Origin of the sequence: Enterobacter sp. MGH119 (genome assembly GCF_001037675.1) — a bacterium.
Classification (GTDB): Bacteria; Pseudomonadota; Gammaproteobacteria; order Enterobacterales; family Enterobacteriaceae; genus Enterobacter; species Enterobacter hormaechei_C.
This window is the reverse complement of record NZ_KQ089933.1, coordinates 44,483-71,061: the sequence shown is the minus strand read 5'-3', so window position 1 is coordinate 71,061 and position 26,579 is coordinate 44,483. Positions and strand designations below refer to the sequence as shown.

Sequence of the window (26,579 nt, the reverse complement as noted above, 5' to 3'; positions counted from 1 at the left end):
TTTCGTCTGACTCTCGCTCTATTGCAAATGAGGTTTCAGTTCATGTCCTGCTACGCCGGGTGTCTGCGCAGCGGGGATTACCATTAACGAATAGTCTTAGTAGTACCGAAAAAATGGCAGAGAAACGCAATATCTTTCTGGTTGGGCCTATGGGTGCCGGCAAAAGCACTATTGGGCGTCAGTTAGCTCAACAACTCAATATGGAATTTTACGATTCTGATCAAGAGATTGAGAAACGAACCGGAGCGGATGTGGGCTGGGTCTTCGACGTAGAAGGCGAAGAAGGTTTCCGTGACCGAGAAGAAAAAGTGATCAACGAACTCACGGAAAAACAGGGCATTGTGCTGGCAACTGGCGGCGGCTCTGTAAAATCTCGCGAAACCCGCAACCGTCTCTCCGCCCGTGGCGTAGTGGTCTATCTTGAGACGACCATCGAAAAACAGCTGGCACGCACGCAGCGTGATAAAAAGCGCCCGTTGTTGCAGGTTGAAACACCGCCACGTGAAGTTCTGGAAGCTTTGGCCGATGAACGCAATCCTCTGTACGAAGAGATTGCTGATGTGACCATTCGTACTGACGATCAAAGCGCTAAAGTGGTTGCAAACCAGATTATTCATATGCTGGAAAGCAACTGATTCTGGCTATATATACACTCGCCTGCGGGTAAAAGCATTTAAGGTGGATGTCGCGTCATGGAGAGGATTACAGTTACTCTCGGGGAACGTAGTTACCCTATCACCATCGCGGCTGGTTTGTTTAACGACCCAGCTTCCTTCTTACCACTGAAAGCGGGTGATCAGGCGATGCTGGTCACCAACGAGACGCTGGCTCCGCTTTATCTCGACCGTGTACGTCACCTGCTTGAGCAGGCGGGCGTGAAGGTCGACAGTGTGATTCTGCCCGATGGCGAGCAGTACAAAAGCCTGACGGTACTGGATACCGTCTTTACCGCACTTCTGCAAAAACCGCACGGTCGTGATACAACACTGCTTGCCCTGGGCGGCGGCGTTGTGGGCGATCTGACCGGTTTTGCAGCCGCCAGCTACCAGCGCGGCGTGCGCTTTATTCAAATTCCAACCACGTTGCTCTCACAGGTCGATTCTTCTGTGGGCGGTAAAACGGCGGTTAACCATCCGCTCGGCAAAAACATGATTGGCGCGTTCTACCAGCCCGCCTCGGTGGTGGTGGATCTCGACTGTCTGAAAACCTTGCCAGCGCGCGAACTGGCGTCCGGCCTTGCAGAAGTGATCAAATACGGCATTATTCTTGACGGGGAGTTCTTCACCTGGCTGGAAGAGAATATGGATGCGCTGCTGCGCCTCGACGGGCAGGCAATGGCCTACTGTATTCGCCGTTGTTGTGAGCTGAAAGCAGAAGTCGTTGCCGCAGATGAGCGTGAAACCGGCTTACGTGCTTTACTGAATCTGGGGCATACGTTTGGTCATGCGATCGAAGCCGAAATGGGCTACGGTAACTGGCTTCACGGTGAAGCTGTCGCTGCCGGAATGGTTATGGCGGCGCGTGCCTCTGAACGTTTGGGGCAGTTCAGGCCGGAAGAGACAGCACGTATCATCGCGTTGCTTAAACGTGCTGGCTTGCCGGTAAGTGGTCCGCAGGAAATGTCTGCGCAGGCGTACCTTCCCCACATGATGCGCGATAAAAAAGTATTAGCAGGTGAGATGCGTCTGGTACTCCCGCTTGCAATAGGGAAAAGTGAAGTGCGCGGCGGAGTGCCGCACGAAGTCGTACTTGGCGCTATTGCTGATTGTCAGCAAGCGTAACAACTAGAAAGGTCAGACCGCTGTAACAGGTGGTCGTTTTAGCTTCAGGTTAATGCAGAGTCGTTGGCAGAAGCCTTTGAGTGGGGTGTTAAATGGATGAATTCAAACCAGAAGACGAGCTGAAACCCGATCCCAGCGATCGTCGTACTGGTCGTTCTCGTCAATCTTCAGAACGTGATAACGAGCCGCAGATCAACTTTGACGATGTCGATCTGGATGCAGACGATCGTCGCCCTTCGCGTAGCCGCAACGCGCGCAATGAGCGTGAAGACGAGGAGTTTGAATCCGAAGAAGAGTTAATGGATGAACAGCCTGTTGAACGTCGACCGCGCAAGCGTAAAAAAGCGGTAGCGGCAAAACCGGCCTCCCGTCAGTACATCATGATGGGCCTTGGCGTTCTGGTGCTGGTATTGCTGATTGTCGGCATTGGTTCCGCGCTAAAAGCCCCTTCTACCCATTCTACCGAGCAGACCGCGTCTGCCGAGAAGAGCATCGACCTGTCTGGTAACGATGCGAGCAACCAGGCGAATGGCGCTCAGCCTGCGCCGGGCACCACTTCCGCAGAGCAGACCGCAGGCAACACCAGCGCCGGTCAGGATATCTCTCTGCCGCCTGTCTCTTCTACCCCGACTCAGGGCCAGGCGCCAGCTACGCCTGAAGGCCAGCAGCGTGTTGAGGTTCAGGGCGATCTGAACAACGCGCTGATGCAGCCGCAGAATCAGGAACAGGTTAACGCTGCCGTGGTGAACTCCACGCTGCCAACTGAACCAGCCACCGTTGCGCCAGTTCATGGCAGCAATGCCCAGCAGCAGACGGCGGCAACGGAAACCAAACCGCGCCAGACGCAGACTGCACCACGCCAGGAGCGTAAGCAGGCTGTGATTGAGCCGAAGCGTGAGACGAAACCACAGGCCGTGGCAAAAGCGCCAGAAACGAAAGCGCCAGCGCAGACAAAACCTGCGGTGAGCCAGCCGGTTAAAGCGCCAACGCCTGCGGCAACCGCTGCTCCGAAAGCGACGGCGACCACAGCGGCGCCTGCTGCAACAACACCTGCTGCAACAACACCTGCGGCTCCCGCAGCCAAAACGGGCGCTTCGCCAGGTAAAACGACGGGCAACGTGGGTTCTTTGCAGTCGGCCTCTTCCAGCAACTACACCCTTCAGCTGAGCAGTTCGTCTAACTATGACAACCTCAACGCCTGGGCGAAGAAATCGAATCTGAAAAACTACGTGGTTTATCAGACGACCCGTAACGGTCAACCGTGGTATGTGCTGGTGAGTGGTATTTATGCTTCCAAAGATGAAGCAAAACGTGCCGTTTCCACGCTGCCAGCCGACGTGCAGGCGAAAAACCCGTGGGCGAAGCCGATTCATCAGGTGCAGGCCGATCTGAAGTAATGTTTAAAGCGCAGGATGCTGTCGGAGCTTTCTCCACAGCCGGAGAAGGTGTAATCAGTTAGTCAGCATGAAAAAAAATCGCGCTTTTCTGAAATGGGCAGGGGGGAAATACCCCCTGCTCGACGATATTAAAAAGCACCTGCCGAAAGGCGAGTGTCTTATCGAGCCCTTCGTGGGTGCTGGATCGGTGTTCCTGAATACCGATTTTTCTCGTTATATCCTGGCGGATATCAACAGCGACCTTATTAGCCTCTATAACATCGTCAAACTGCGTACCGATGAGTATGTGGAAGAGGCACGGAAGCTGTTTACGCCAGAGAACAACAACCCGGACGTCTACTATCAGTTCCGCGCTGAGTTTAATCAAAGCCAGGATCCGTTCCGTCGCGCGCTGTTGTTTCTTTATCTCAACCGCCATGGCTACAACGGTCTGTGCCGGTATAATCTGCGTGGCGAGTTTAACGTGCCGTTTGGCCGCTATAAGCGTCCCTATTTCCCGCAGGACGAGCTGTATCACTTTGCTGAAAAAGCACAGAATGCCGAGTTCTACTGTCTCTCATATGAAGAGTGCATGGAGCTGGCGGGCGTAAACTCGGTGGTCTACTGCGACCCGCCTTACGCGCCGCTGTCTGCCACGGCAAATTTCACCGCCTACCACACCAATAGCTTCAGCCCGGCCGAGCAGGCTCGTCTGGCTGAGATGGCGGAAAAGCTGGTCAGCAAAAGAATTCCGGTGTTAATTTCGAATCACGACACGCCTGATACGCGCGAATGGTACAAAGCCGCGAAGCATTTTCAGGTAAAAGTGCGGCGTAGCATTAGCAGCAACGGCGGCACACGTAAAAAGGTGGACGAACTTCTGGCGCTTTATCGACCCTGAGCCTTTGCCCGCCGGTAAACACATTTCAAGGAGATGCGGATGAAACAGTTTTTGATTGCCCCCTCAATTCTGTCGGCCGATTTTGCCCGCCTGGGTGAAGACACTGCCAAAGCTCTCGCGGCTGGCGCGGATGTCGTCCATTTCGACGTTATGGATAACCACTACGTTCCCAACCTGACCATCGGTCCGATGGTGCTTAAAGCACTGCGTAACTACGGGATCACCGCGCCCATTGACGTGCATCTGATGGTGAAACCGGTTGACCGCATCGTACCCGATTTCGCCGCGGCGGGTGCCAGCATCATCACTTTCCACCCGGAAGCCTCCGAACACGTTGACCGCACGCTACAGCTGATCAAAGAGAACGGCTGTAAGGCGGGGCTGGTCTTTAACCCGGCGACCCCGCTGAGCTATCTCGACTACGTGATGGACAAGCTGGACGTGATCCTGCTGATGTCCGTCAACCCGGGCTTTGGTGGTCAGTCATTTATCCCTCAGACCCTCGACAAACTGCGTGAAGTGCGCCGCCGTATCGATGAGTCTGGCTATGATATTCGTCTGGAAGTGGACGGCGGCGTGAAGGTCAATAACATCGGTGAGATTGCGGCGGCAGGGGCGGATATGTTCGTCGCAGGCTCCGCCATCTTCGATCAACCGGATTACAAAAAAGTCATTGATGAAATGCGCCGTGAACTGGCGAAGGTAAGTCATGGATAAATTGCAGGCTATTCGGGGTGTAGCATTTGACCTCGACGGCACGCTGGTCGACAGCGCGCCAGGATTAACCAGCGCCGTCGATCAGGCGCTGTATGCCCTTGAACTCCCCGTTGCAGGCGAAGAGCGCGTCGTGACGTGGATTGGTAACGGTGCAGACGTGCTGATGGAGCGCGCGCTGACCTGGGCTCGTCAGGAGCGTGCCTCTCAGCGTTCCGCGCAAGGTAAACCGAGTGTTGACCACGCGGATATTCCCCAGGATGAGCAGCAGCGTATTCTGCGCAAACTGTTCGACCGTTTCTACGAAGAGACCGTCGAAGAGGGCAGCTTCCTGTTCCCGGATGTCGCTGAAACGCTGAGCGCGCTATATGCTAAAGGCATCCCGCTGGGGCTGGTAACTAACAAGCCGACACCGTTCGTTGCGCCTCTGCTGGAAGCGCTGGATATCGCGAAATACTTCTCCGTGATTGTGGGCGGCGATGACGTACAGAATAAAAAGCCGCATCCGGAACCGCTATTGCTGGTGGCAGGAAAATTATCCTTAGCACCTGCGGAGCTGCTCTTTGTCGGGGATTCCCGCAATGATATTCTGGCTGCCAGAGCGGCAGGTTGCCCGTCGGTTGGGTTGACCTACGGCTACAACTACGGTGAAGCCATTACGCTGAGTGAGCCGGACGTTGTGTTCGACCACTTCAAAGATTTGTTGCCCGCACTCGGGCTCTCGCACAGTGAACATCAGGAATTGAATAATGACTAAGCCCATCGTTTTTAGTGGCGCACAGCCTTCAGGTGAACTGACCATTGGTAACTACATGGGTGCGTTACGTCAGTGGGTGAGCATGCAGGATGACTACCACTGCATTTACTGCATCGTGGATTTGCATGCTATCACCGCGCGTCAGGATCCAGAGAAGCTTCGCAAAGCAACGCTCGATACGCTGGCGCTGTACCTGGCGTGCGGTATCGATCCCGAGAAGAGCACCATTTTCGTTCAGTCTCACGTACCAGAGCACGCGCAGCTGGGCTGGGCGCTGAACTGCTACACCTATTTCGGCGAGCTGAGCCGCATGACCCAGTTCAAGGATAAGTCTGCGCGCTACTCTGAGAACATCAACGCCGGTCTGTTTGACTATCCGGTGCTGATGGCGGCCGACATTCTGCTGTACCAGACCAACCAGGTGCCGGTGGGTGAAGACCAGAAGCAGCACCTGGAGCTGAGCCGCGATATTGCCCAGCGCTTCAATGCGCTTTACGGCGACGTGTTCAAAGTGCCTGAGCCGTTTATTCCGAAATCCGGCGCGCGCGTGATGTCCCTGCTGGAGCCGACCAAAAAGATGTCCAAGTCTGACGATAACCGCAACAACGTTATCGGCCTGCTGGAAGATCCGAAATCGGTGGTGAAAAAGCTCAAGCGTGCGGTGACCGACTCCGATGAGCCGCCAGTGGTGCGCTACGACGTGCAGAACAAAGCGGGCGTATCCAACCTGCTGGACATTCTCTCCGGTGTGACCGGACAGAGCATCCCTGAGCTGGAAAAACACTTTGAAGGCAAGATGTACGGCCACCTGAAAGGCGAAGTGGCAGACGCCGTTTCCGGCATGCTGACCGAGTTGCAGGAGCGCTATCACCGTTACCGTAACGACGAAGCTTTCCTGCAAAAAGTGATGAAAGAGGGCGCAGAAAAAGCCAGCGCGCGCGCGTCGGAAACCCTGACAGCGGTGTACGAGGCGATTGGGTTTGTGGCGAAACCTTAAGCCGCCACCCGACAAATACGGACTCAATAAAAAAACCGGGAAATTCCCGGTTTTTTTACGCCTGAAAAACGCTTACTGCTGTGCCGCCGGGCCGCAACCGCCGATGATCTTCGAAATGGAGATCGCCGGATGCAGCAGGTAATCGTAGCTGCAATTATTTTTAGTATTTTGAACGTGACCGGTGCAGGCCGTCAGAGTTGTTAACAGGCCGACCAGTACGGCAGCTTTTGCCAGTTTGAACATACGCATTCCTTGTCTAAAAATCTAAAATTGGATGTAACACGAGGGAATAAATGGAAAAGTTCCATTATGCGGGCGGTATGTTATCGACTGAGGTATGAAGGGAGTAGTCCGCATAAGGACTACTCCAGGAAGAGAGACTATGGTTAGTGGTTTGAGAACCAGTTCAGCTTTTCGCGCAGCTCAACCACGCGTCCAACAACGATCAGCGCCGGGCTTTGAACCTGCTGCGCCAGCTCACCCAGCTGCGTCAGCACGCCATCGACCACGTGCTGCGTAATGGCGGTGCCGTTTTCCACCAGTGCGACCGGCATATCTGCTTCCATGCCGTGCTCCAGCAGTTTCGCCTGAATCGTGGCTGCCTGATTTAGCCCCATGTAGAAGACCAGCGTCTGCTTTTCAGCGGCCAGATTATGCCAGTCCAGCTCGCTGCCGGTTTTCAGGTGGCCCGTCACCAGGCGCACGCTCTGGGCATAGTCGCGATGGGTTAACGGAATGCCGGAATAGGCAGAACAGCCGGATGCCGCCGTAATACCCGGCACCACGGAGAATGGAATGCCCGCGTTGCAGAGAGTTTCCAGCTCCTCGCCGCCGCGACCAAAGATAAAGGGATCGCCCCCTTTCAGACGCACCACACGCTTACCTTTCTGCGCTTCCCGCAGCAGGATCTGGTTGATCTCCTCCTGCGGTACGCAGTGATAACCTGCCCGTTTGCCGACGAACACGCGGTCAGCATCGCGGCGCACCAGATTCATGATGTCATCAGAGACCAGACGGTCATACACCACGATGTCCGCCTGCTGGATCTGCTGGAGACCCTTCAGCGTCAGCAAGCCCGCATCGCCGGGACCTGCGCCCACCAGTACCACTTCACCGCGATGGTCCAGCGGCTCGCTCAGGAGCTGTTCGGTCGTCTCTTCAACGGCTTTGGCGTCCTGATTGGCCAGCGACTGCGCCAGCCTGTCGTTGACAAAGAACTTCTCCCAGAAGCGACGGCGTTCGCCCACGGTTGCGAAGGTTTGCTTCACGCGGGAACGCAGCTGCCCGGCGTATTGGGCAATCTGGCCAAGATGCTGCGGCAGCACGGCTTCCAGTTTTTCCCGCAGCAGACGGGCAAGAACGGGCGAGCGGCCACCGGACGATACCGCAATCATCAGCGGCGAGCGGTCGATAATGGATGGCATGATAAAGCTCGCCTCTTTCGGCGCATCCACCACGTTACAGAAGATGCGGCGCGCTTCGCAGGCGTCGCTGACGCGCTGGTTAACGTCATCGTTATCCGTTGCGGCGATGGTCAGCCAGCAGGTATCCAGCAGGGATTCATCAAATTCGCCCTGCACCTGCGTGAGCATCCCTTCCTGCGCCCAGACGTCAAACTGTGGGGCGAAGGTGAGGGCGTTAACGGTCAGTCGGGCGCCCGCCTCTAACAGCAGGCGCGCCTTACGTTCAGCCACATCGCCGCCGCCCACGAGCAGGCAGTCGCGGTTGCGTAATTGACAAAAAATCGGCAGGTGATCCACGACGTTACCTCACAGCATTCATGGCGGGGGAAGAATTGACGTCAGGATAACAGCAGGAATCGTACAGAACATACGGTTTTTCCTGCCGTTACCCATAAGGGGTCATAAGCCTTTCCTATTGAAAAGGCGAGAGGTTACGCTTTCAGCTGCACCTCGCCGTCCTTCACGCGGACGTCGTAGTGTTTGACCGAGAAGCTTTCATCTTCCATGCAGAGTCCGTCGGTTAAGCGGAAGCGCTGCTTTTTCAGCGGGCTGGCAACCCACAGCTCGCCCTGGTGCTCCGCAATCAGACCGCGGGAGAGCACGCTGGCCTCGAAGAACGGGTCGATATTGCTGATGGCATAGACCTGTTCATCGTGGCGAGGACGGAAAATCGCCACCTGCTCGTTGCCCAGCAGGGCACAGACGCCGGTTGCTGGCAGAATGTCGTTAATATTGCAGATGTTTACCCACTGGCTCATGCGTTTTCCTCCACCAGCATCACCGGAATACGTTCATACGGGGTCGCTGGACGATGCTGTTCACGCTCCGGCACCACCTGCACGTTCGGGTCGCGCTGGGTGCTGTTGATAAAGTGTTTGAAGCGCGTCTGCGCCGCTGGCGTGTTCACGGTTTCGGTCCACTCGCAGATCACCGCCTCGCGCAGTCGAGTCATCTCGGATTCCAGCTGTTCATTCAGGCCCAGCTTGTCGTCGATAATGACCGACTTCAGGTAGTCGATGCCGCCTTCGAGGTTATCGAGCCAGGAGGCGGTACGGGTCAGCTTATCGGCGGTACGGATGTAGAACATCATGAAGCGGTCGAGATACTGAATCAGCGTGTCGCGATCGAGATCCGCCGCCAGCAGGTCCGCGTGGCGCGGTTTCATCCCGCCGTTGCCGCACACGTACAGGTTCCAGCCTTTCTCGGTGGCAATAATACCCACGTCTTTACCCTGCGCTTCCGCACATTCGCGGGTACACCCTGAGACGCCGAACTTCATTTTGTGCGGCGTACGGATGCCTTTGTAGCGGTTTTCCAGCTCTACGCCGAAGCCCACGCTGTCGCCCACGCCGTAGCGGCACCAGGTGCTGCCCACGCAGGTTTTCGCCATGCGCAGCGCCTTGGCGTACGCGTGACCGGTTTCAAAGCCCGCTTCAATCAGCTGACGCCAGATTTCCGGCAGGTCATCTTTCTGCGCGCCGAACAGGCCGATACGCTGGGAACCGGTGATTTTGGTGTACAGGTTAAACTCACGGGCGATACGGCCCACGGCGACCAGCCCTTCAGGGGTGATTTCCCCCCCGGCAGAACGCGGGATCACCGAGTAAGTCCCGTCTTTCTGAATATTGGCCAGGAAGTTATCGTTGGTGTCCTGAAGCGGAGTGTGTTCTGGTTTGAGCACATATTCGTTCCAGCAGGACGCAAGTAGCGAACCAACAGTAGGCTTACATACTTCACAGCCATAGCCCTGGCCGTGTTTCTCCAGCAGTTCGTCAAAGGACTTAATGCCTTCCACGCGGATCAGGTGGTACAGCTCCTGGCGAGAGTAAGCGAAGTGCTCGCACAGGTTGTTGTTCACTTCAATGCCCTGTTTTGCCAGCTCGGCGTTCAGCACCTGGGTGACCAGCGGGATACAGCCGCCGCAGCCGGTCCCGGCTTTGGTTTCCGCCTTCAGCGCCGCAACGGTGTGGCAGCCTTTGTTAATGGCGGAGATCAGCATGCCTTTGGTGACGTCGAAGCAGGAACAGATTTGCGCGCTGTCCGGCAGTTTATCCACACCGATGGACGGCTTACCGCTGGAGGCGTGCGCCGGGAGGATCAGCGCGTCCGGGTTTTCCGGCAGCTCAATGGCGTTCAATACCAGCTGGAGCAGGTTGCCGAAGTCGCTGGTGTCGCCCACCAGCACCGCCCCGAGCAGGGTTTTGTTGTCCTGGCTGACGATAAGACGTTTGTAGACTTCTTTGCTTTCGTCCAGATAAACATAGCTGCGGGAGTTCGGGGTGCGACCATGCGCATCGCCAATACCGCCCACGTCCACGCCCAGCAGCTTCAGCTTGGCGCTCATGTCTGCGCCGGTGAAGGCGTTTTCGCTGCCCAGGATATGATCCACGGCGACCTGCGCCATTTTGTACCCAGGCGCGACCAGGCCGAATACGCGGTTGTTCCAGCTGGCGCATTCGCCGATGGCGTAAATATCCGGGTCGGAGGTCTGGCAGGTGTCGTTAATCATGATCCCACCGCGCTGCGCGACGGCCAGACCGCATTGCGTTGCCAGCTTGTCGCGCGGGCGGATACCGGTGGAGAAGACGATGAAGTCCACTTCCAGCTCGCTGCCGTCGGCAAAGCGCATGGTTTTGCGTGCTTCAGTCCCTTCCTGAACGATCTCTTTGGTGTTTTTGCTGGTGTGAACTTTCACGCCCATGCTTTCGATCTTACGGCGCAGCTGATCGCCACCCATGTGGTCGAGCTGTTCGGCCATCAGCATCGGGGCAAATTCGATAACGTGGGTTTCAACGCCGAGGTTTTTCAGCGCGCCTGCCGCTTCCAGACCCAGCAGACCACCGCCGACAACCGCGCCGCGTTTGCTTCGACGTGCGCAGGATTCGATGGCGTTGAGGTCTTCAATGGTACGGTAAACGAAACAATCCTGGGTTTCCGACCCTTTAATAGGCGGGATCCACGGATACGAGCCCGTCGCCATGATCAGCTTATCGTAAAAAACCGTACGTCCGGCGCTGGAGTGGATTACTTTCTCCTGACGGTTGATGGTGATAGCGCGTTCGCCCACCAGCACTTTTACGCCATGCTTCTCGTAGAACCCTTCACGCACCAGAGAGAGCTCTTCGGCGGTATGGTGAGAGAAGTAAGAAGACAAGTGCACACGGTCGTACGCCTTGCGGGGTTCTTCACAGAACACGGTAATATCGAACTGCTCAGCATCGGCTTTATCGAGAAGATCCTCAATAAAGCGGTGGCCGACCATGCCGTTACCGATGATAGCGAGTCTGACTTTGCTCATTTTTGCCTCGATTTCTTTTCTATTACTGCCTACCTTAACGATTCAGCAGGGGCACTTATTGATGCAAATCAAATACGCCTTCACCTACCCCTTAGGGGTTATATCTATGATTTGTCAGGATTTTTATAAGTGACGGATATTGTTTGATTTTTGTGCTTGTTCGTTTTTCGCACAAAATTAATGGGGTTTTTACCCATCGGCGGGCAGGGCGGGTGAGCACAGGGGAAACCCCTTTGCAGTACGCAAAGGGGTTACGGCGATTAGTGGGTAGCTGTTGCCGGGTTGTGTTGACGGTGACGGGTCACAAAGCCCAGCACGAAGCACATGATAAACACTACGGCGTACAGACCGTTAGCGGTATGCAGCGCCGCCAGCGGGCCGCTGTGCGCAACAATCGGGCCCGTGACCACGAAGGTCAGCATGGTGCCGATGGTGCCGCAGGTCAGCACGAAGTTCACCAGCTTTGGCGAGGCCACTTTGGTCTGAAGAGAGCCAAGGGTGATGATCGAGGTATAAATCGCGCTGGAGAAGAAGCCCAGGGTCAGGATGAACCACGGCATATGCTCCGGGGAACCGTTGATGAACAGATACATCAGCACGGTCGCCAGACCCGCCAGAACGGTCAGGATCCGTTGCAGGTCGAAGAAGCGCAGGATAAAGCTAAACGCCCACATGCCGAACATGTAAGACATCCAGAAATCGCTCACCAGTTTACCCGCGTCGTTCAGGCTCATGCCCAGACCTTTCGCATACTCAGGAACCCAGGAGATAAAGCCCAGCTGGCCGAGGATGTAACACAGCGCGGCGATGGAGAGGAACAGTACGCCGATACCCCATTTTTCTTTCGCAACCGGCTCGGATGTAGTCTGCGCTTTTTTGCCCAGCACCGGGAACTCGCAGCCGAAGGTGAGAATGAAGATCGCGACATAGACCAGACCAATGCAGGCATATACCCAGTACCACTCAATGCTGCGCGCCAGAAGATACGCGGCGACCATCGGGAAAATCATCCCGGCCATGCTGAAGAAGGAGTCGGTGAACAGCAGACGCGCGCCGCGCTGGCGGCCTTCATACATGTGCGTAATCAGAAACGTACCGATCGACATGGTGATCCCGCTCACCAGGCCCAGTACGAACATGGCGGCAGAGAAGAGGGCGATGCTGTGGCTCAACATCAGGCCCGCCACGGCGGCAACCATCAGCACGAAGCCAAAACGCAGCTGCGTTTTCAGCGGCACGATTTCCATCAGCCATGCATTAAGGAAAATAGAGATCAGGATCCCCGCGTTCAGGAAGGTGAAGGTGTTACTCATGCTGGAAACGGGCAGCTGGAAGTAGTCTGCGATATTTCCCATCACCATCCCGGTGACGATCACCAACGCGCCGGTCAGGGCGTAAGAGAAGAAGCTGATCCATGTGAGCTTGATGCGATTGCTGTTAGTCATGTCTGGCCTGTTAAAAGTAAAGAAAAACGCAATGACTGCGTTTGAGCGGGCAGATTTTAGTCGCGAAAGTGATCTAATTAAATCTTTTCAGAAAATTTTGAGCACAATTGCAGGTTTTAACGTGATGCAGATCACATTACGTTGCAGGGTGAACAATCGTTTGCGCGGTAATAATTGTTTCAATTTGGTAAAATTAGGTAAAAGACTGGTCTGGGTTCATACTGCTCTTTAGAATCAAGCCATTCGCTTTTTATACTGCGCTTTGTTAAGGAATTCTCATGCTCAAATCAACACTGGCGGCTGTTGCAGCTGTGTTTGCTCTTTCTGCCGTTTCCCCTGCTGCGCTGGCAGCCAAAGGAGACCCTCACGTCCTGCTGACTACCTCTGCGGGGAATATTGAGCTGGAGCTGAATAGCCAGAAAGCCCCTGTTTCGGTGAAAAACTTCCTCGACTACGTGAACAGTGGTTTTTATAACAACACCACGTTCCACCGCGTGATCCCGGGCTTTATGATTCAGGGTGGCGGTTTTAACGAGCAGATGCAGCAGAAACAGCCCAACCCGCCCATCAAAAATGAAGCTGACAACGGCCTGTTGAACAAGCGCGGCACCATCTCCATGGCGCGTACGGCGGACAAAGACAGCGCCACCAGCCAGTTCTTCCTCAACGTGGCTGATAACGCCTTCCTGGACCACGGTCAGCGCGACTTTGGCTACGCGGTGTTTGGCAAAGTGGTGAAAGGCATGGACGTGGCGGATAAGATCTCTCAGGTTCAGACTCACGATGTCGGTCCATACCAGAATGTGCCGACTAAGCCTGTCGTCATTCTCTCCGCGAAAGTGCTGCCGTAATCGTTCGTCCACACGGGCATATCCTGCCCGTGTCTTTCCGCCCTCCCTGCGAAAGCGCGTTTTGCTGCTTATACTTGTGGCAAACGGACTATTCAGGGAGGCGTAGTGAAAAAACTCACCGACAAGCAAAAATCCCGTCTCTGGGAGCAACAACGTAGTGTCAATTTTCAGGCCAGCTGCCTCCTTGAAAAAGGTAAGGGGCCCGCTGAACCCGATATCGAGACGCTGGAACTGGGGCCTTCCGCACCGGGTTTACCCCATCTGTGTCTTATTCACCGCCATTTATTCCGCAACGAAATGAAAAGCGCGGGCGAGCTGCGCACCGCCGATATTTCCAAGGGCGACATTCCTTTTTGCCATTTCGAGTACATCGAGAAAGTGGGTAATGAGCTGATGGCTTCGCTGGAAAGTGATAAATATCTGGTAGGCCTTCAGAAAGAAGAGTTTACAGACAGAATCAGTCATTACTACTGTGAAATCAACATGCTACATCCGTTTATGAGCGGTAATGGCGTGGCCCAGCGGATCTTCTTTGAACAACTGGCTATTCATGCGGGCTACGTGCTGAACTGGCAGGGGATCGACCCGGACGACTGGGCTGCCGCCAACCAGAGCGGGGCGATGGGGGATTTGACCGCCCTGAACGTCATCTTCGCCAAAGTTGTGAGCGAAGCGCGGGAATCTGCGTAAAATAGGGCGGCCATTTTTTCAGGAGCCGCCATGATTCTGCTGATTGATAACTATGATTCCTTTACCTGGAACCTCTACCAGTATTTTTGCGAGCTGGGGGCAGAGGTGGTTGTCCGCCGTAACGATGAGATCGCGCTGGATGACATTGACGCGCTGGCACCTCAGAAAATCGTGATTTCGCCCGGGCCGTGTACCCCGTCGGAGTCCGGCATCTCGCTGGCGGTAATCCAACACTATGCGGGCAAACTGCCGATTCTGGGCGTCTGCCTGGGTCACCAGGCCATTGCGCAGGTCTTTGGCGGCACCATTGTCCGTGCCGCGAAAGTCATGCATGGCAAAACCTCACCGATCACACACACCGGTACCGGCGCATTCCTGGGGCTAAACAATCCGTTAACCGTGACGCGCTACCATTCTCTGATTATTGATCCGCCGACCCTGCCGGCCTGCTTTGAGGTTACCGCCTGGAGCGAGACGCAGGAGATCATGGGCATTCGCCACCGCGAGTACGATCTGGAAGGTGTGCAGTTCCACCCGGAAAGCATTCTCAGCGAACAGGGGCACGCGCTGCTGGCTAATTTCCTTAATCGCTGAATATCGGTTGCCTTGCTGTGATTTTTTATGCATATTTTGTGATTATATTTTCACAATAACTGTGACATAAAAATGGATGGTCATGACATGGCAACTGAACAACCAGCAATTACCCGCGCGACATTCGATGAAGTGATCCTGCCGATTTATGCACCGGCTGAGTTTATCCCGGTGAAAGGGAGAGGTAGCCGCGTCTGGGATCAGCAGGGCAACGAGTATGTTGATTTCGCAGGCGGTATTGCGGTGACGGCACTGGGCCATTGCCATCCTGCGCTGGTGGACGCGCTGAAAACGCAGGGCGAAACGCTGTGGCACACCAGCAACGTGTTCACCAACGAACCGGCGCTGCGTCTGGGGCGTAAGATCATCGATGCCACCTTCGCAGAACGCGTGCTGTTTATGAACTCCGGCACCGAAGCCAACGAAACCGCCTTTAAGCTGGCGCGCTACTACGCAACCACGCGTCATAGTCCGTACAAAACCAAAATCATCGCCTTCCATAACGCCTTCCACGGTCGCTCGTTCTTTACCGTTTCCGTGGGCGGCCAGCCGAAGTATTCCGACGGCTTTGGTCCGAAACCTGCGGATATCATCCACGTGCCGTTTAACGATCTGCACGCCGTTAAAGCGGTGATGGACGATCACACCTGTGCCGTGGTGGTCGAGCCCATTCAGGGGGAAGGCGGCGTCACGGCGGCCACCCCGGAATTTCTGCAAGGGCTGCGCGAACTGTGCGACGAGCACCAGGCGTTGCTGGTGTTTGATGAAGTGCAGTGTGGGATGGGGCGTACCGGGGATCTGTTCGCTTATATGCACTACGGCGTAACGCCGGATATTCTGACCAGCGCGAAAGCGCTCGGCGGCGGTTTCCCGGTCAGTGCGGTACTCACTACCCAGGATATCGCTTCCGCATTTCATGTGGGCTCACACGGCTCCACCTACGGCGGTAATCCGCTGGCGTGTGCCGTGGCGGGTGCGGCGTTCGATATCATTAATACGCCGGACGTCCTGAATGGCGTGAATGCGAAACGCGATCTGTTTGTGAAACATCTTCAGCAGATTGACGAACAGTTTGATGTCTTCAGCGAAATCCGCGGAATGGGGCTGCTGATTGGCGCCGAGTTGAAGCCTCAGTATAAAGGCCGCGCGCGCGATTTCCTGCACGCCGCCGCGCATGAAGGCGTCATGGTGCTCAATGCCGGGCCGGACGTGATGCGCTTTGCGCCATCGCTTGTGGTGGAAGACAAAGACATCGAAGACGGATTAACCCGTTTTGCCGCGGCGGTCGCGAAGATCGTCAGCGGCTAATACGCGGTTCGTTTTAACCGGCGCGTTAACCAAATCCCGTGATGCGGGCGCTGACGCCATGCCACCGACGAAATGGTGTGCATGGTGTTCAGGTGGCCGAGAACGCGCTGTAAATGCTGCTCAAGGGTGCTCATCGGCCCGTGGGTCAGCGTCTCCGGCGCTTCCAGAATGTTCGAATCCCCTGACTCGCCCGGTGCATCATACTCCAGGCGCTGCTGACAGCGCTGCAACGCAATTTCACACGACTGCAAATAGCGCTGCGCCAGATCCGGCGTCAGCATCGTGTGCTCCCGCGCCAGCGTCGTCATGGCATTGATGTGCTCGACGATAAACTGGCTGTGCGTGACCCACAGCTTCATGTCAGCCAGATAGTGCGCGTTAAAGCCCGGCTCCTGCATGGCCTGGTTAAGGGAGTTGAACAGGGCGTTATGCGCCTGGTTGACCTTCATTCGCTCGTAGGCCAGCGGAGAGGGCTGTGGGTCATCGCTCAGGATCAGACGAATGGCCTGCTGGTCAGCTTCCAGCGCGTCGTGGGCGTTCTGCCTCAACAGCCCGCTCTGCCACTGCGGCCACAGCCAGACCATGCCGCCAAAGGCGATCAGGCAGCCAATCAGCGTATCGACCAGACGGGCAATAATAAACTGTTCCCCGTTAAGCGTGAGCAGTTGAAGGGTATACACCGCCGTCACCGTAAAGCCCACCATCGCCCAGCCGTAGTTTTTGCGGATAATCAGATAGCTCACCAGCGTGATTGCCAGCATACCGGCCAGGGTATAGCCCTCCGGCACGTGGAAGTGCAGCGTCACGCCCGCGATAATCAGCCCCGCCATCGTGCCGCCCGCCCGATGCAGAATACGGACCCGCGTGGCGCCATAGCCGTTCTGGGTAACAAACAGTACGGTCATTAAGATCCAGTAGGGTTTCGGCAGGTGCAGGGCCATTCCCATCAGGCTGGCGATGCTCAGCATCACACTGATCCGTGCGGCATTGCGCAGGGCAGAAGATTTTAGTGAAAGATAGCTTTTGAGCGCGGGCAGCAGCGGCAGCCGTTTTTGCTTATCGGCCATCAGGTCGCGGGCATAAAGCGGGCGCTGGGTGCGTAACACCCGGGCGATGCGGCTGAAATGCCAGGCAGCAAATTGCCCGACCGGGTTATCCGCGTGCTGACGCGCAATCTTTTCCAGCGCGCCGAGCTGTTTGTCCATGTTAAAGCGCGTCGGGTAGCGGTGATAGAGGATATCGTCAGCCAGCACCCGCAGGCGGGCCGCGACGGTCTGCGCGTTCCAGCGGATCACCGCTTCTGCATGGCTGCGCTCCACCAGCTTTTGCACCTCTTCCGGATTATGAAGGCTGACGGAGATATGCTCCTGCAAATCCAGCCCGACCTGGAAGATTCGCAGCAGCCGCTTGTATTCATGATTTTTGTTGGCGGCAAGCATGTGCAGCTGCTGATAGCACTGGCTGATCAGATCCACCACTTTTTGCTGGCGCGCCAGTAGCGGCGGCAGGGATTTTTCCGGGTCGGTATGTTGAGTGAGCAGGGTGTATTTTGCTTCGCAGTATTCAGCAAGCTGCACGTAGAGCAGGCTCAGGGATTCGCGCAGCGGCTGTTCCCGCCACAGCCAGAACCAGAACCAGTTAAACAGCCCGTACCACAGCGTGCCGAGGGCGTAGATCAGCAATGGCTCCCACACCGGCATGTTGCCTGCAAGGCTTAAGGTGAAGATGGCGGCAATCAGCGACGCGGGAAGCAGGCGGGCGTGTAGCGAGCTGATTTCGGCGGTGACGCCGAGCGTCATCGCCAGCACGGTCAGGATCAGAGGCAGAGGAATGTCGCGGGCCAGTAAGAGCTGTACGGCAAGGCTACAGCCGGCAAACAGGCAGCCGCCAATAATCAGACGTTTAAAAAAGCGTTTATGGGGCGTATCCAGACCGGCAATGTTGCAGCAGGCGGGCACGAGGGAAAACAGCAGGCCTTGCTGAAGATGTCCGAGGATCAGGCCCACGGCCACGGGAAGACACAACACCAGCGTTTGTCGCAGTGCGTAGTTAACTTCCGGGTGATAGATCAGCCTGCGCCACATGAGGAGTAGAGACAAAAACGGCGTGCCACCCTGCGGCGGCACGCCGTTTGACCGGAATTAACGGGTCCCGTAAACCACGATGGTTTTACCGTGGGCGGAGATCAGGTTCTGATCTTCCAGCATCTTCAGGATACGGCCCACTGTTTCACGGGAGCAGCCGACGATCTGACCGATTTCCTGGCGGGTAATTTTAATTTGCATACCGTCAGGGTGAGTCATGGCGTCTGGTTGTTTCGCCAGGTTCAGCAGCGTCTGCGCGATACGACCGGTTACGTCCAGGAAGGCGAGGTTACCTACCTTCTCAGAGGTCACTTGCAGACGGCGTGCCATCTGGGAAGAGAGACGCATCAGGATGTCAGGGTTGACCTGAATCAGCTGACGGAATTTCTTATAAGAAATTTCAGCCACTTCACATGCTGTTTTTGCACGAACCCAGGCGCTACGTTCCTGGCCTTCTTCAAACAGGCCCAGTTCACCGATAAAATCGCCCTGGTTCAGATAAGAAAGGATCATCTCTTTCCCTTCTTCATCTTTGATCAGCACGGCCACCGAGCCTTTAACGATGTAATACAACGTTTCCGCTTTTTCACCCTGGTGAATCAGCGTGCTCTTTGATGGGTACTTATGAATGTGGCAATGAGACAAGAACCATTCGAGAGTCGGGTCTGTTTGCGGTTTGCCAAGCACCATGCGCTGTTATCCTCTGTTATAAGCTGTCACCAGAGTCATAAGATGCATCCGGACTCTGGGGTTGCAATCGAATTCTTACCCATACCTGGGAAGTCGGCTGTCGTAACGTTTCGCAGCCAGTAAAGTTTGATGTCCTCTGCATACATGTGTAACGTCAATGTATTACTGTAGCATCCAGAGTGTTTTAGCATAGCTTTCGCCGCGTGTCTCCTGGTGTCTCGCTTCAGCATGACGCAGGTCGCCTTCCGTTGCGAGAAATGTAACGTACACGTAATCTGTCATAAAAAATGCAACGTTGGAGTGAGTGAATATGCAAGCGCGTGTGAAATGGGTTGAAGGGTTAACGTTCCTGGGCGAGTCTGCTTCCGGGCATCAGGTTTTGATGGATGGCAACTCCGGCGATAAAGCGCCAAGCCCGATGGAGATGGTGCTGATGGCGGCGGGCGGATGCAGCGCGATCGACGTGGTGTCGATCCTGCAAAAAGGCCGTCATGACGTGACCGATTGTGAAGTGAAGCTGACGTCAGAACGTCGCGAAGAGGCGCCACGCCTGTTCACGCATATTAATCTGCACTTTATCGTCACTGGCAAAGAACTGAAGGATGCGGCGGTCTCGCGTGCGGTTGACCTGTCTGCGGAGAAATACTGCTCTGTGGCGTTAATGCTGGAGAAAGCGGTAAAAATCACCCATTCGTATGAAGTGATCGCGGCTTAATTATTGGGGCATCGTGCGTGTTGATGCCCTCACCCTAACCCTCTCCCACGGGGAGAGGGAACATGTTCACGCGATCTGCTTTCCTTCTATCAGCCGCTGCACCAGCGGTGTCATGATAAGTTCCATTGCCAGCCCCATTTTTCCCCCGGGCACCACTAACGTATTCATGTGCGAAATAAACGAACCCTGTAGCATCGCCAGCAGCCAGGGGTAATCAATGCCTTCCAGGTTGCGGAAGTGGATCACCACAAAGCTCTCGTCCAGCGACGGGATGCTTTTTGCAGCGAACGGGTTAGAGGTGTCCACGGTGGGGACGCGCTGGAAGTTAATGTGGGTTCGGGAGAACTGCGGCGTCAGGAAGTTGATGTAATCTTCCATGGAGCGCACCACCGAGTCCATGACCGCCTCTCGCGAATGGCCGCGCTCGCTCATGTCACGCGTCAGCTTCTGGATCCACTCAAGGTTAACAATCGGCACCACCCCCACCAGCAAATCCACGTGGCGCGCCACGTCGTGCTGAGGCGTCACCACGCCGCCGTGCAATCCTTCGTAAAACAGCACGTCAGTCGGTTCCGGCAGCGGCTGCCAGGGCGTGAACGTGCCGGGGACCTGGTTCCAGGGCACGGCTTCATCGTAGGTGTGGAGATACTTGCGGGACTGCCCGGTACCGCTTTGCCCGTATTCACGGAAGGTTTGCTCCAGCAGGCCGAAGTCATTGGCCTCCGGGCCGAAGTAGCTGATGTGTTTACCCAGATCGCGCGCCTTGCGGATGGCCATATCCATCTCCGGGCGCGTGTAGCGGTGAAAGCTGTCGCCTTCTACCTCGGCCGCCCGTAAGTTAAGCTGGGCGAAGATCTTGCGGAAGGCGAGGCTGGTGGTAGTGGTTCCCGCCCCACTCGAACCCGTAACGGCAATAACCGGATGTCTGGCAGACATAGCAACTCCCTGACTGGAAAAGTGTAAAGATCAGCCATGAAACGCGTTGCGGGGCATGATATTGACCGTCTCATGCAGTTCGGACCATACCAGCACCACGTCGCCGCTTTTAAGCTGGCGCTTAACATCGTTGACCTTTTGTTCAAGCGAACGTTCATGTTCACCATAATCGGTGCCTTCGCGCAAGACAAAGCTTTCAATCAGATTATCGAGCGTGTCGGGAGAGAGATCCTGCCAGGGAATAATCATTTTTTACCGTCCAGATAGGCCGTTAACCAGTCGGGAATACGCGTCTCAAGCCACATTTTTGGCCGACGCAGCGTGCCGCCGACAAAACCGACGTGTCCCCCGAATTGGGTGAGCTGATACTCCACGTTATCCGGCAGATAGTCAGGGGCGGGGATCGAGTGATGATCCATAAACGGATCGTCTTTGGCGTGGATAATCAGCGTGGGTTTCGTGATTTGATTCAGTAAAGGCATGGCGCTGCACTGACGGTAATAGTCAATCGCATCGGCAAAACCGTGAATTTTCGAGGTGATCAAATCATCAAACTCGCGCAGGCGCTTCACGCGTTTGAGCTGTTGCAGCGTCACAGGCAGCGTATCCGGATAGGCCTTCAGCTTGCGCGCGGCGTTGGCTTTCAGCAGGTTGAGCAGGTAGCGCTGGTACACTCGCGAAAAGCCCTTTTCCATATGATAGCTGCACTGCTCCAGCATAAACGGCGCAGAGACAATCACCGCCGCATCCAGCGGTACGGCGTCGCTCTCCTTCGCCAGCAGACAGGCCAGCATATTGCCGCCCAGCGAATACCCCACCGCTGCCGTTGGCGCCTCGCCGAAATTGTCTCTTAGCCAGCGCAGGAACCAGGTGCCGTCCTCGGTTTCACCCGAGTGATAAATGCGTTTCTGACGATTAGGCTCGCCGCTGCATCCGCGAAAATGCATCACCACCCCAAGCCAGCCGCGGGCTTTCGCCGCCTCAATGAGTCCGTGTGCGTAAGGGCTGTGCAGGCTGCCTTCCAGACCGTGAAACACCACCAGACGGGGTTTATGTCTGGCCCGATCCGGATCTTCGCTCCAGGCGAGATCCAAAAAGTCGCCATCCGGCAAATCCAGGCGTTGCCAGTGCGGGGTGAACTGTACCTTGCGGCGGATCAGGCGCGGCAGCATGGTTTGCAGGTGAGGGTTAGCCACACCGCGCATGGGCACGAACTCTGCGCTCTCTTCGGCTGCAATGTCGAAGTCTGAGGGAATGATTTGGGTCATAAGGGCGATGCTGATTCTTGTCAGAAATTAACTATACCTTCCGAATTGTACCCCGTTTAGCCCGTTTTTCCGAAACATGAACTGATCCCGATCACAAATATTTACCTTGATTATTACTCTCAGGCTAATGATTTGCCTCTACGCTTAATTGATGCCTTTCTCACCAGAGCGCACACTTTACTCAACGTTAAGCAAATCAGAATGATGTGCTGAATCAGGAGGTTAATAATGTTATCTGGGCAAACACCCACCCGGCAATGGAACACCCGACGCAGTGAGAAAGCGCGTCGTCTGGCGTCCGTACCGGTGCAGGGCAAGGTACTGCCAACCGGCGATCTTGTCGCCATGCTGGAAAAACTGATCGCACCAGGCGACAAAGTCGTTCTGGAAGGCAACAACCAGAAGCAGGCGGATTTCCTTTCCCGTTCACTGGCGGAAGTGAACCCGCAAATCGTGCACGATCTGCATATGATCATGCCGAGCGTGGGCCGCAGCGAACATCTGGACATCTTTGAGAAAGGCATCGCCCGCAAGCTGGACTTCTCCTTCTCCGGTACGCAAAGCCTGCGCATTTCGCAGCTGCTGGAGGATGGTCAGCTCGAAATCGGGGCGATTCACACCTACATCGAACTCTACTCACGTTTATACGTCGACCTTTCGCCAAACGTGGCGCTGATTGCCGGTTTTAAAGCGGACCGCAAAGGCAACCTCTATACCGGGGCGAGTACCGAAGATACCCCGGCGCTGGTGGAAGCCGCCGCGTTCCACGACGGCATCGTCATCGCGCAGGTGAACGAGCTGGTGGACGACGAGTGCGACCTGCCGCGCGTCGATATTCCGGGCTCCTGGATCGATTACGTGGTGGTGGCGGACAAGCCGTTCTTTATTGAGCCGCTCTTCACCCGCGACCCGCGCCTGATTAAACAGGAACACATCCTGATGGCGATGATGGCGATTAAAGGCATCTACGCTGAACACCAGGTGCAGTCCCTGAACCACGGGATTGGCTTTAATACCGCAGCGATCGAACTGCTGCTGCCAACCTACGGCGAACAGCTCGGACTCAAAGGCAAAATCTGTAAACACTGGACTTTGAACCCGCATCCAACGCTGATCCCGGCCATCGAAAGCGGCTGGGTGGAGAGCGTCCACTGCTTCGGCGGTGAGCTGGGGATGGAAGAGTACATCCGCGCTCGTCCGGACGTGTTCTTTACCGGTGCTGACGGCTCCATGCGCTCTAACCGCGCCTTCTGTCAGCTGGCTGGTCAGTACGCGGTCGATATGTTTATCGGTTCCACGCTACAGGTCGACGGTTACGCTAACTCCTCAACCGTGACCCGCGGCCGTCTTTCCGGCTTCGGCGGCGCGCCAAACATGGGCCACGATCCGCACGGTCGTCGCCACGCCACACCGGCCTGGCTGAACATGATCACCGAGCCTGACCCGATGCAGCGCGGTAAAAAGCTGGTTGTGCAGATGGTGGAAACCTTCCAGGCGGGCGTGAAGCCAACCTTCGTGGAAAAACTCGACGCTGTTGACGTCGCGAAAGCCTCCGGTATGCCGCTGGCGCCGGTCATGATTTACGGCGATGACGTCACCCACGTGCTGACGGAAGAGGGGATTGCTTACCTCTACCGGGCGAAAGATCTGGAAGAGCGTCGCGCCATGGTCGCCGCCGTGGCGGGTATCACCGATATCGGTCTGGGCGTTGACGCCAAACGCGTGGCGGAACTACGTCAGAGCGGCAAGGTTGTGTATCCGGAAGATATGGGCATTCGTCGTACCGATGCCACTCGCTCTCTGCTGGCTGCGGGCAGCGTGGCTGACCTCGTTGAGTGGTCCGGTGGTCTGTATAACCCACCTGCGAAATTCCGGAGCTGGTAATGAAACTTCTGCCCCAGATCCAGGTTGAAGGCGGTGCCGAATGGCTGGCGCGAACCGCCACGCAGTGTCTGATTGACGAAGCACGTTTAAGCCCGAAACCCGGTCTGGTGGACAGCCGGGGGAACGGCGCGCACCACGATTTATCGCTTGCGCTGATGGAGCGCTCCGCTCGCAGCCTGACCCCCACGTTTCAGGCGCTGGCACAGCAGAGCTGGCAGCGTCCGGCGGATATTGCCCTCCGGCAAACCGTTGGCCGCCTGGGTCGCGAAGGTGAACGGCAGATGATGGCCGCTACCGACGGCGTGAACACGCACCGTGGCGCGATCTGGGCGCTGGGATTGCTGGTGAGCGCGGTGGCGATGCTGGGCGGCGATGCCCGGGCGCAAACCGTCGCGAACACCGCCGCTCAGCTGGCGAAGCTGCCGGATGACGCGGCGCCGAAAGTGTTTAGCAAGGGGTTACGCGTCACGCACCGCTACCGCGTGCCGGGCGCGCGTGAAGAGGCTCAGCAGGCGTTTCCGCACATCATGCAGCGCGCGCTGCCTCAGCTTCGCCTCAGCCGTCTCAACGGCAGCAGCGAAACGCAGGCCAGACTCGACGCGCTGATGGCGATCATGACCTCGCTCACCGACACCTGCGTGCTGTCGCGCGCCGGCATGGAGGGGCTGGACGCCATGCAGAACGGCGCCCGTGCGGTGCTGAACGCCGGAGGATGCGCAACGCTCGCCGGGCAGCAGGCGCTGGCGCGGTTAGACCGTCAGATGCTGGCGCTTAACGCCTCGCCGGGCGGAGCCGCAGACCTGCTTGCCGCCACGCTGTTTCTTGACCGCGTCGAAACGCCCTATTCAAAGCATTAAGAGGATGTTATGGAAAAAATCACATTGACCGTGCCCGCCAGCCGCGAAGTAAGCGGCAGGGCGCTGGCAGGGGTAGTCGGTTCCGGGGATATGGAGGTGCTTTTCACCGCCGAACCGGGCCAGACCTTAACCATTGATATCACCACCTCCGTCGACAACAGCCGCGGGCGCTGGGAGGCGTTGTTCAACCGCCTGCAAACCGTCAGCAGCCTGCCCGCAGGTAAGCTGACCATCCACGACTTCGGCGCGACGCCGGGTGTGGCACGCATTCGTATCGAACAGGTCTTTGAAGGGGTGAATCATGCGTGATGACAGCAGCTTTATCGAACTAAAAGCGCGCCAGCGTGCACAGGCGCTGCTCGACGACGGCAGCTACCGCGAACTGCTGGATCCGTTCGAAGGCATTATTTCTCCATGGCTTGGGCCACAGGGGATTGTTCCTCAGGCTGATGACGGCATGGTGGTCGCGAAAGGGACCATCAACGGCCAGCCTGCGGTGGTGGTGGCGATTGAAGGCACCTTCCAGGGCGGCAGCATGGGCGAAGTGTCCGGCGCCAAAATGGCGGCGGCGCTGGAGCTGGCGGCGGAAGATAACCGCAACGGCATTCCGACTCAGGCGGTACTGTGCCTCGAAACCGGTGGCGTACGTTTGCAGGAAGCCAACCTTGGCCTGGCGGCGATTGCCGATATCCACGCCGCGATCGTTGACCTGCGTCGCTATACCCCGGTCGTCGGGATTGTCGCCGGGACCGTAGGCTGCTTCGGCGGGATGTCCATCGCCGCGGCGCTGTGCAGCTATCTGATTGTGACCCGCGAAGCGCGTCTTGGCCTCAACGGCCCGCAGGTTATTGAGCAGGAAGCGGGCATTGAAGAGTACGACTCCCGCGACCGTCCGTTTATCTGGAGCATGACCGGCGGCGAAGTGCGCTATGAAAGCGGGCTGGTGGACGCGCTCGTCGGCGACGGCGTGAACGCGGTGAAAGCCGCGATGAACGAGGCCATCGCCAAAGGCGTACCGGCGAAACATCGCACCGATAACTACGACGATTATCTGAACCGTCTGACGAATTTCGACACCCGCAAACAGGCCGATGCCGAACAGATTAAAGCGCTTTTTGCCCGGGAGGTGAAATGATGACTAACTCAATTAGCCGTGGCGAACTCTGGCTGGAAACTCTGGCCCCGAACGCGAAACGTCTGGAGGGGTTATGCCCGTCCGTGCAGGCCGCAGACGGCGAGCTGAACGGTGAAACGGTGCGTTTTGTCGCCGTGGTGCCGGACGCCAACAACCACTTCCCGCGCGCGGCGCAAGGGGAAGTCGGCCTGCTGGAAGGCTGGACGCTGGCAAAAGTGGTCAGCGAAACCGTTGCCGCTGATGCAGATAAAGCCGTGAAGCGCCCGATTGTGGCGGTAATCGACGTCCCAAGCCAGGCCTATGGCCGTCGCGAAGAGGCGTTTGGCATCCACCAGGCGCTGGCCGGCGCCGCTGCCGCCTACGCTAATGCGCGGCTGGCAGGTCATCAGGTGATTGGTCTTATCGTCGGTAAGGCCATGTCCGGCGCGTTTCTGGCGCACGGCTACCAGGCTAACCGTCTGATTGCCTTCAACGATAAAGGCGTGCTGATCCACGCCATGGGCAAAGAGTCTGCGGCGCGCATTACGCTGCGTACCGTTGAGGCGCTGGAAAAACTGGCGGCAACCATTCCGCCAATGGCGTACGACATCAGCAACTACGCCACGCTGGGGCTGCTTTCCGACCTGCTGGATATCAGCAATCCGGATGCCCCTTCCGAAAGCGATCTGACGCGGGTGAAAACCACCCTGCAACAGGCCATCAGTGACGCTCGTCAGGACACCACGTTGAAAAACCGTCTGGGTGCTGACAACCGCCGCAGCTCAGCGCTCGTACGTGAACGTATGCGAGCCAGCTGGTAAGTAAAAAGAGACCTGCCAGATGCATCACCCCGTGG

At 56.6% G+C, this 26,579-nt stretch carries 27 protein-coding genes; 17 read left to right on the top strand and 10 right to left on the bottom strand.

Annotation, left to right across the window (positions count from 1 at the left end):
* Positions 1–113 precede the first annotated feature (113 nt).
* From aroK to trpS, 7 genes are all read left to right on the top strand, one after another.
* Positions 114–635 carry a shikimate kinase AroK gene (aroK, locus tag SK53_RS19040; protein ID WP_003861630.1) on the top strand — a complete coding sequence of 174 codons (522 nt, stop codon included), beginning with the start codon at positions 114–116 and terminating at the stop codon, positions 633–635.
* A gap of 57 nt (positions 636–692) precedes the next feature.
* The gene (gene aroB / locus SK53_RS19035) at positions 693–1,781 is read left to right on the top strand and encodes a 3-dehydroquinate synthase (protein WP_003861631.1); all 1,089 of its coding nucleotides are present in this window, start codon (positions 693–695) and stop codon (positions 1,779–1,781) included.
* Between the two features lie 92 nt (positions 1,782–1,873).
* Positions 1,874–3,178 carry a cell division protein DamX gene (gene damX / locus SK53_RS19030; RefSeq protein WP_003861632.1) on the top strand — a complete coding sequence of 435 codons (1,305 nt, stop codon included), beginning with the start codon at positions 1,874–1,876 and terminating at the stop codon, positions 3,176–3,178.
* A gap of 67 nt (positions 3,179–3,245) precedes the next feature.
* Positions 3,246–4,058, top strand: a complete 813-nt coding sequence (dam, locus tag SK53_RS19025; protein ID WP_003861633.1) for an adenine-specific DNA-methyltransferase — start codon at positions 3,246–3,248, stop codon at positions 4,056–4,058.
* A gap of 39 nt (positions 4,059–4,097) precedes the next feature.
* Complete coding sequence (gene rpe / locus SK53_RS19020; RefSeq protein WP_003861634.1) at positions 4,098–4,775, top strand: ribulose-phosphate 3-epimerase; 678 nt, start codon at positions 4,098–4,100, stop codon at positions 4,773–4,775.
* Positions 4,768–5,529, top strand: coding sequence for a phosphoglycolate phosphatase (gene gph / locus SK53_RS19015; RefSeq protein ID WP_032608044.1), 762 nt, complete (start codon positions 4,768–4,770; stop codon positions 5,527–5,529). Before rpe ends, gph begins: the two co-directional genes overlap by 8 nt.
* Positions 5,522–6,526 carry a tryptophan--tRNA ligase gene (gene trpS / locus SK53_RS19010; protein WP_022651949.1) on the top strand — a complete coding sequence of 335 codons (1,005 nt, stop codon included), beginning with the start codon at positions 5,522–5,524 and terminating at the stop codon, positions 6,524–6,526. Before gph ends, trpS begins: the two co-directional genes overlap by 8 nt.
* 72 nt (positions 6,527–6,598) lie before the next feature.
* On the opposite strand, the gene SK53_RS19005 is transcribed toward trpS, so the two are convergent.
* The 5 genes from SK53_RS19005 to tsgA form a co-directional block, all read right to left on the bottom strand.
* Positions 6,599–6,769 carry a YhfL family protein gene (locus SK53_RS19005; RefSeq protein ID WP_003861638.1) on the bottom strand — a complete coding sequence of 57 codons (171 nt, stop codon included), beginning with the start codon at positions 6,767–6,769 and terminating at the stop codon, positions 6,599–6,601.
* A 143-nt stretch (positions 6,770–6,912) separates the two neighbouring features.
* Positions 6,913–8,286, bottom strand: a complete 1,374-nt coding sequence (gene cysG / locus SK53_RS19000; protein ID WP_003861641.1) for a siroheme synthase CysG — start codon at positions 8,284–8,286, stop codon at positions 6,913–6,915.
* Between the two features lie 134 nt (positions 8,287–8,420).
* A complete protein-coding gene (gene nirD, locus SK53_RS18995; protein WP_015571429.1) occupies positions 8,421–8,747 on the bottom strand; it encodes a nitrite reductase small subunit NirD in 327 nt (108 codons plus the stop codon).
* Positions 8,744–11,287, bottom strand: coding sequence for a nitrite reductase large subunit NirB (gene nirB, locus SK53_RS18990; RefSeq protein ID WP_045349836.1), 2,544 nt, complete (start codon positions 11,285–11,287; stop codon positions 8,744–8,746). The genes nirD and nirB overlap by 4 nt, the downstream gene beginning before the upstream one ends.
* A 260-nt stretch (positions 11,288–11,547) precedes the next feature.
* Entirely contained in the window at positions 11,548–12,732 is a 1,185-nt protein-coding gene (gene tsgA / locus SK53_RS18985; protein ID WP_003861648.1) for an MFS transporter TsgA, read from the bottom strand.
* A gap of 278 nt (positions 12,733–13,010) precedes the next feature.
* Here tsgA and ppiA point away from each other — a divergent pair, with 278 nt between their 5' ends.
* The 4 genes from ppiA to SK53_RS18965 all read left to right on the top strand — a co-directional run bounded on the left by ppiA (position 13,011) and on the right by SK53_RS18965 (position 16,175).
* Positions 13,011–13,583: a peptidylprolyl isomerase A gene (ppiA, locus tag SK53_RS18980; protein ID WP_048209887.1), complete on the top strand. Its 573-nt coding sequence runs from the start codon at positions 13,011–13,013 to the stop codon at positions 13,581–13,583.
* Between the two features lie 105 nt (positions 13,584–13,688).
* Entirely contained in the window at positions 13,689–14,273 is a 585-nt protein-coding gene (locus SK53_RS18975; protein WP_047654371.1) for a putative adenosine monophosphate-protein transferase Fic, read from the top strand.
* Between the two features lie 30 nt (positions 14,274–14,303).
* Positions 14,304–14,867 carry an aminodeoxychorismate synthase component 2 gene (gene pabA, locus SK53_RS18970; RefSeq protein WP_048209886.1) on the top strand — a complete coding sequence of 188 codons (564 nt, stop codon included), beginning with the start codon at positions 14,304–14,306 and terminating at the stop codon, positions 14,865–14,867.
* Between the two features lie 87 nt (positions 14,868–14,954).
* Entirely contained in the window at positions 14,955–16,175 is a 1,221-nt protein-coding gene (locus tag SK53_RS18965; RefSeq protein ID WP_003861656.1) for a bifunctional acetylornithine/succinyldiaminopimelate transaminase, read from the top strand.
* Here the strand turns inward: SK53_RS18965 and SK53_RS18960 are convergent.
* Complete coding sequence (locus tag SK53_RS18960; protein WP_045345633.1) at positions 16,172–18,259, bottom strand: YccS/YhfK family putative transporter; 2,088 nt, start codon at positions 18,257–18,259, stop codon at positions 16,172–16,174. The two genes, SK53_RS18965 and SK53_RS18960, sit on opposite strands and share 4 nt — an antisense overlap.
* A 57-nt stretch (positions 18,260–18,316) precedes the next feature.
* Positions 18,317–18,949 carry a cAMP-activated global transcriptional regulator CRP gene (crp, locus tag SK53_RS18955; protein ID WP_000242758.1) on the bottom strand — a complete coding sequence of 211 codons (633 nt, stop codon included), beginning with the start codon at positions 18,947–18,949 and terminating at the stop codon, positions 18,317–18,319.
* A 310-nt stretch (positions 18,950–19,259) separates the two neighbouring features.
* Between crp and SK53_RS18950 the strand changes: the two genes are divergently transcribed.
* Entirely contained in the window at positions 19,260–19,664 is a 405-nt protein-coding gene (locus tag SK53_RS18950; protein WP_015571423.1) for an OsmC family protein, read from the top strand.
* A 66-nt stretch (positions 19,665–19,730) separates the two neighbouring features.
* On the opposite strand, the gene SK53_RS18945 is transcribed toward SK53_RS18950, so the two are convergent.
* Genes SK53_RS18945 through SK53_RS18935 form a run of 3 tightly spaced genes read right to left on the bottom strand, consistent with a single transcriptional unit; the run spans position 19,731 to position 21,868 of the window.
* Positions 19,731–20,600: a phosphoribulokinase gene (locus tag SK53_RS18945; protein WP_048209885.1), complete on the bottom strand. Its 870-nt coding sequence runs from the start codon at positions 20,598–20,600 to the stop codon at positions 19,731–19,733.
* Between the two features lie 30 nt (positions 20,601–20,630).
* A complete protein-coding gene (locus SK53_RS18940) occupies positions 20,631–20,849 on the bottom strand; it encodes a YheU family protein (protein WP_014171926.1) in 219 nt (72 codons plus the stop codon).
* A complete protein-coding gene (locus tag SK53_RS18935) occupies positions 20,846–21,868 on the bottom strand; it encodes a hydrolase (RefSeq protein WP_048209884.1) in 1,023 nt (340 codons plus the stop codon). The genes SK53_RS18940 and SK53_RS18935 overlap by 4 nt, the downstream gene beginning before the upstream one ends.
* Positions 21,869–22,096: 228 nt before the next feature.
* Between SK53_RS18935 and mdcA the strand changes: the two genes are divergently transcribed.
* The 5 genes from mdcA to mdcE are packed head-to-tail and all read left to right on the top strand — an operon-like array spanning position 22,097 to position 26,544.
* Complete coding sequence (gene mdcA / locus SK53_RS18925) at positions 22,097–23,752, top strand: malonate decarboxylase subunit alpha (protein ID WP_023298766.1); 1,656 nt, start codon at positions 22,097–22,099, stop codon at positions 23,750–23,752.
* Positions 23,752–24,609: a triphosphoribosyl-dephospho-CoA synthase gene (locus tag SK53_RS18920; protein ID WP_048209883.1), complete on the top strand. Its 858-nt coding sequence runs from the start codon at positions 23,752–23,754 to the stop codon at positions 24,607–24,609. The genes mdcA and SK53_RS18920 overlap by 1 nt, the downstream gene beginning before the upstream one ends.
* A gap of 9 nt (positions 24,610–24,618) precedes the next feature.
* Entirely contained in the window at positions 24,619–24,918 is a 300-nt protein-coding gene (gene mdcC / locus SK53_RS18915; protein WP_000411786.1) for a malonate decarboxylase acyl carrier protein, read from the top strand.
* A complete protein-coding gene (locus tag SK53_RS18910; RefSeq protein ID WP_003861672.1) occupies positions 24,911–25,744 on the top strand; it encodes a biotin-independent malonate decarboxylase subunit beta in 834 nt (277 codons plus the stop codon). Before mdcC ends, SK53_RS18910 begins: the two co-directional genes overlap by 8 nt.
* Positions 25,744–26,544: a biotin-independent malonate decarboxylase subunit gamma gene (mdcE, locus tag SK53_RS18905; protein WP_048209882.1), complete on the top strand. Its 801-nt coding sequence runs from the start codon at positions 25,744–25,746 to the stop codon at positions 26,542–26,544. Before SK53_RS18910 ends, mdcE begins: the two co-directional genes overlap by 1 nt.
* Positions 26,545–26,579: the final 35 nt, after the last annotated feature.

What these genes read in the sequence shown, in the direction of transcription:
- aroK (WP_003861630.1), top strand. Translation starts at nt 114, where the DNA reads ATGGCAGAGAAACGCAATATCTTTCTGGTTGGGCCTATGGGTGCCGGC.
- aroB (WP_003861631.1), top strand. Translation starts at nt 693, where the DNA reads ATGGAGAGGATTACAGTTACTCTCGGGGAACGTAGTTACCCTATCACC.
- damX (WP_003861632.1), top strand. Translation starts at nt 1,874, where the DNA reads ATGGATGAATTCAAACCAGAAGACGAGCTGAAACCCGATCCCAGCGAT.
- dam (WP_003861633.1), top strand. Translation starts at nt 3,246, where the DNA reads ATGAAAAAAAATCGCGCTTTTCTGAAATGGGCAGGGGGGAAATACCCC.
- rpe (WP_003861634.1), top strand. Translation starts at nt 4,098, where the DNA reads ATGAAACAGTTTTTGATTGCCCCCTCAATTCTGTCGGCCGATTTTGCC.
- gph (WP_032608044.1), top strand. Translation starts at nt 4,768, where the DNA reads ATGGATAAATTGCAGGCTATTCGGGGTGTAGCATTTGACCTCGACGGC.
- trpS (WP_022651949.1), top strand. Translation starts at nt 5,522, where the DNA reads ATGACTAAGCCCATCGTTTTTAGTGGCGCACAGCCTTCAGGTGAACTG.
- SK53_RS19005 (WP_003861638.1), bottom strand. Translation starts at nt 6,769, where the DNA reads ATGTTCAAACTGGCAAAAGCTGCCGTACTGGTCGGCCTGTTAACAACT.
- nirD (WP_015571429.1), bottom strand. Translation starts at nt 8,747, where the DNA reads ATGAGCCAGTGGGTAAACATCTGCAATATTAACGACATTCTGCCAGCA.
- nirB (WP_045349836.1), bottom strand. Translation starts at nt 11,287, where the DNA reads ATGAGCAAAGTCAGACTCGCTATCATCGGTAACGGCATGGTCGGCCAC.
- tsgA (WP_003861648.1), bottom strand. Translation starts at nt 12,732, where the DNA reads ATGACTAACAGCAATCGCATCAAGCTCACATGGATCAGCTTCTTCTCT.
- ppiA (WP_048209887.1), top strand. Translation starts at nt 13,011, where the DNA reads ATGCTCAAATCAACACTGGCGGCTGTTGCAGCTGTGTTTGCTCTTTCT.
- pabA (WP_048209886.1), top strand. Translation starts at nt 14,304, where the DNA reads ATGATTCTGCTGATTGATAACTATGATTCCTTTACCTGGAACCTCTAC.
- SK53_RS18965 (WP_003861656.1), top strand. Translation starts at nt 14,955, where the DNA reads ATGGCAACTGAACAACCAGCAATTACCCGCGCGACATTCGATGAAGTG.
- SK53_RS18960 (WP_045345633.1), bottom strand. Translation starts at nt 18,259, where the DNA reads ATGTGGCGCAGGCTGATCTATCACCCGGAAGTTAACTACGCACTGCGA.
- crp (WP_000242758.1), bottom strand. Translation starts at nt 18,949, where the DNA reads ATGGTGCTTGGCAAACCGCAAACAGACCCGACTCTCGAATGGTTCTTG.
- SK53_RS18950 (WP_015571423.1), top strand. Translation starts at nt 19,260, where the DNA reads ATGCAAGCGCGTGTGAAATGGGTTGAAGGGTTAACGTTCCTGGGCGAG.
- SK53_RS18945 (WP_048209885.1), bottom strand. Translation starts at nt 20,600, where the DNA reads ATGTCTGCCAGACATCCGGTTATTGCCGTTACGGGTTCGAGTGGGGCG.
- SK53_RS18940 (WP_014171926.1), bottom strand. Translation starts at nt 20,849, where the DNA reads ATGATTATTCCCTGGCAGGATCTCTCTCCCGACACGCTCGATAATCTG.
- SK53_RS18935 (WP_048209884.1), bottom strand. Translation starts at nt 21,868, where the DNA reads ATGACCCAAATCATTCCCTCAGACTTCGACATTGCAGCCGAAGAGAGC.
- mdcA (WP_023298766.1), top strand. Translation starts at nt 22,097, where the DNA reads ATGTTATCTGGGCAAACACCCACCCGGCAATGGAACACCCGACGCAGT.
- SK53_RS18920 (WP_048209883.1), top strand. Translation starts at nt 23,752, where the DNA reads ATGAAACTTCTGCCCCAGATCCAGGTTGAAGGCGGTGCCGAATGGCTG.
- mdcC (WP_000411786.1), top strand. Translation starts at nt 24,619, where the DNA reads ATGGAAAAAATCACATTGACCGTGCCCGCCAGCCGCGAAGTAAGCGGC.
- SK53_RS18910 (WP_003861672.1), top strand. Translation starts at nt 24,911, where the DNA reads ATGCGTGATGACAGCAGCTTTATCGAACTAAAAGCGCGCCAGCGTGCA.
- mdcE (WP_048209882.1), top strand. Translation starts at nt 25,744, where the DNA reads ATGACTAACTCAATTAGCCGTGGCGAACTCTGGCTGGAAACTCTGGCC.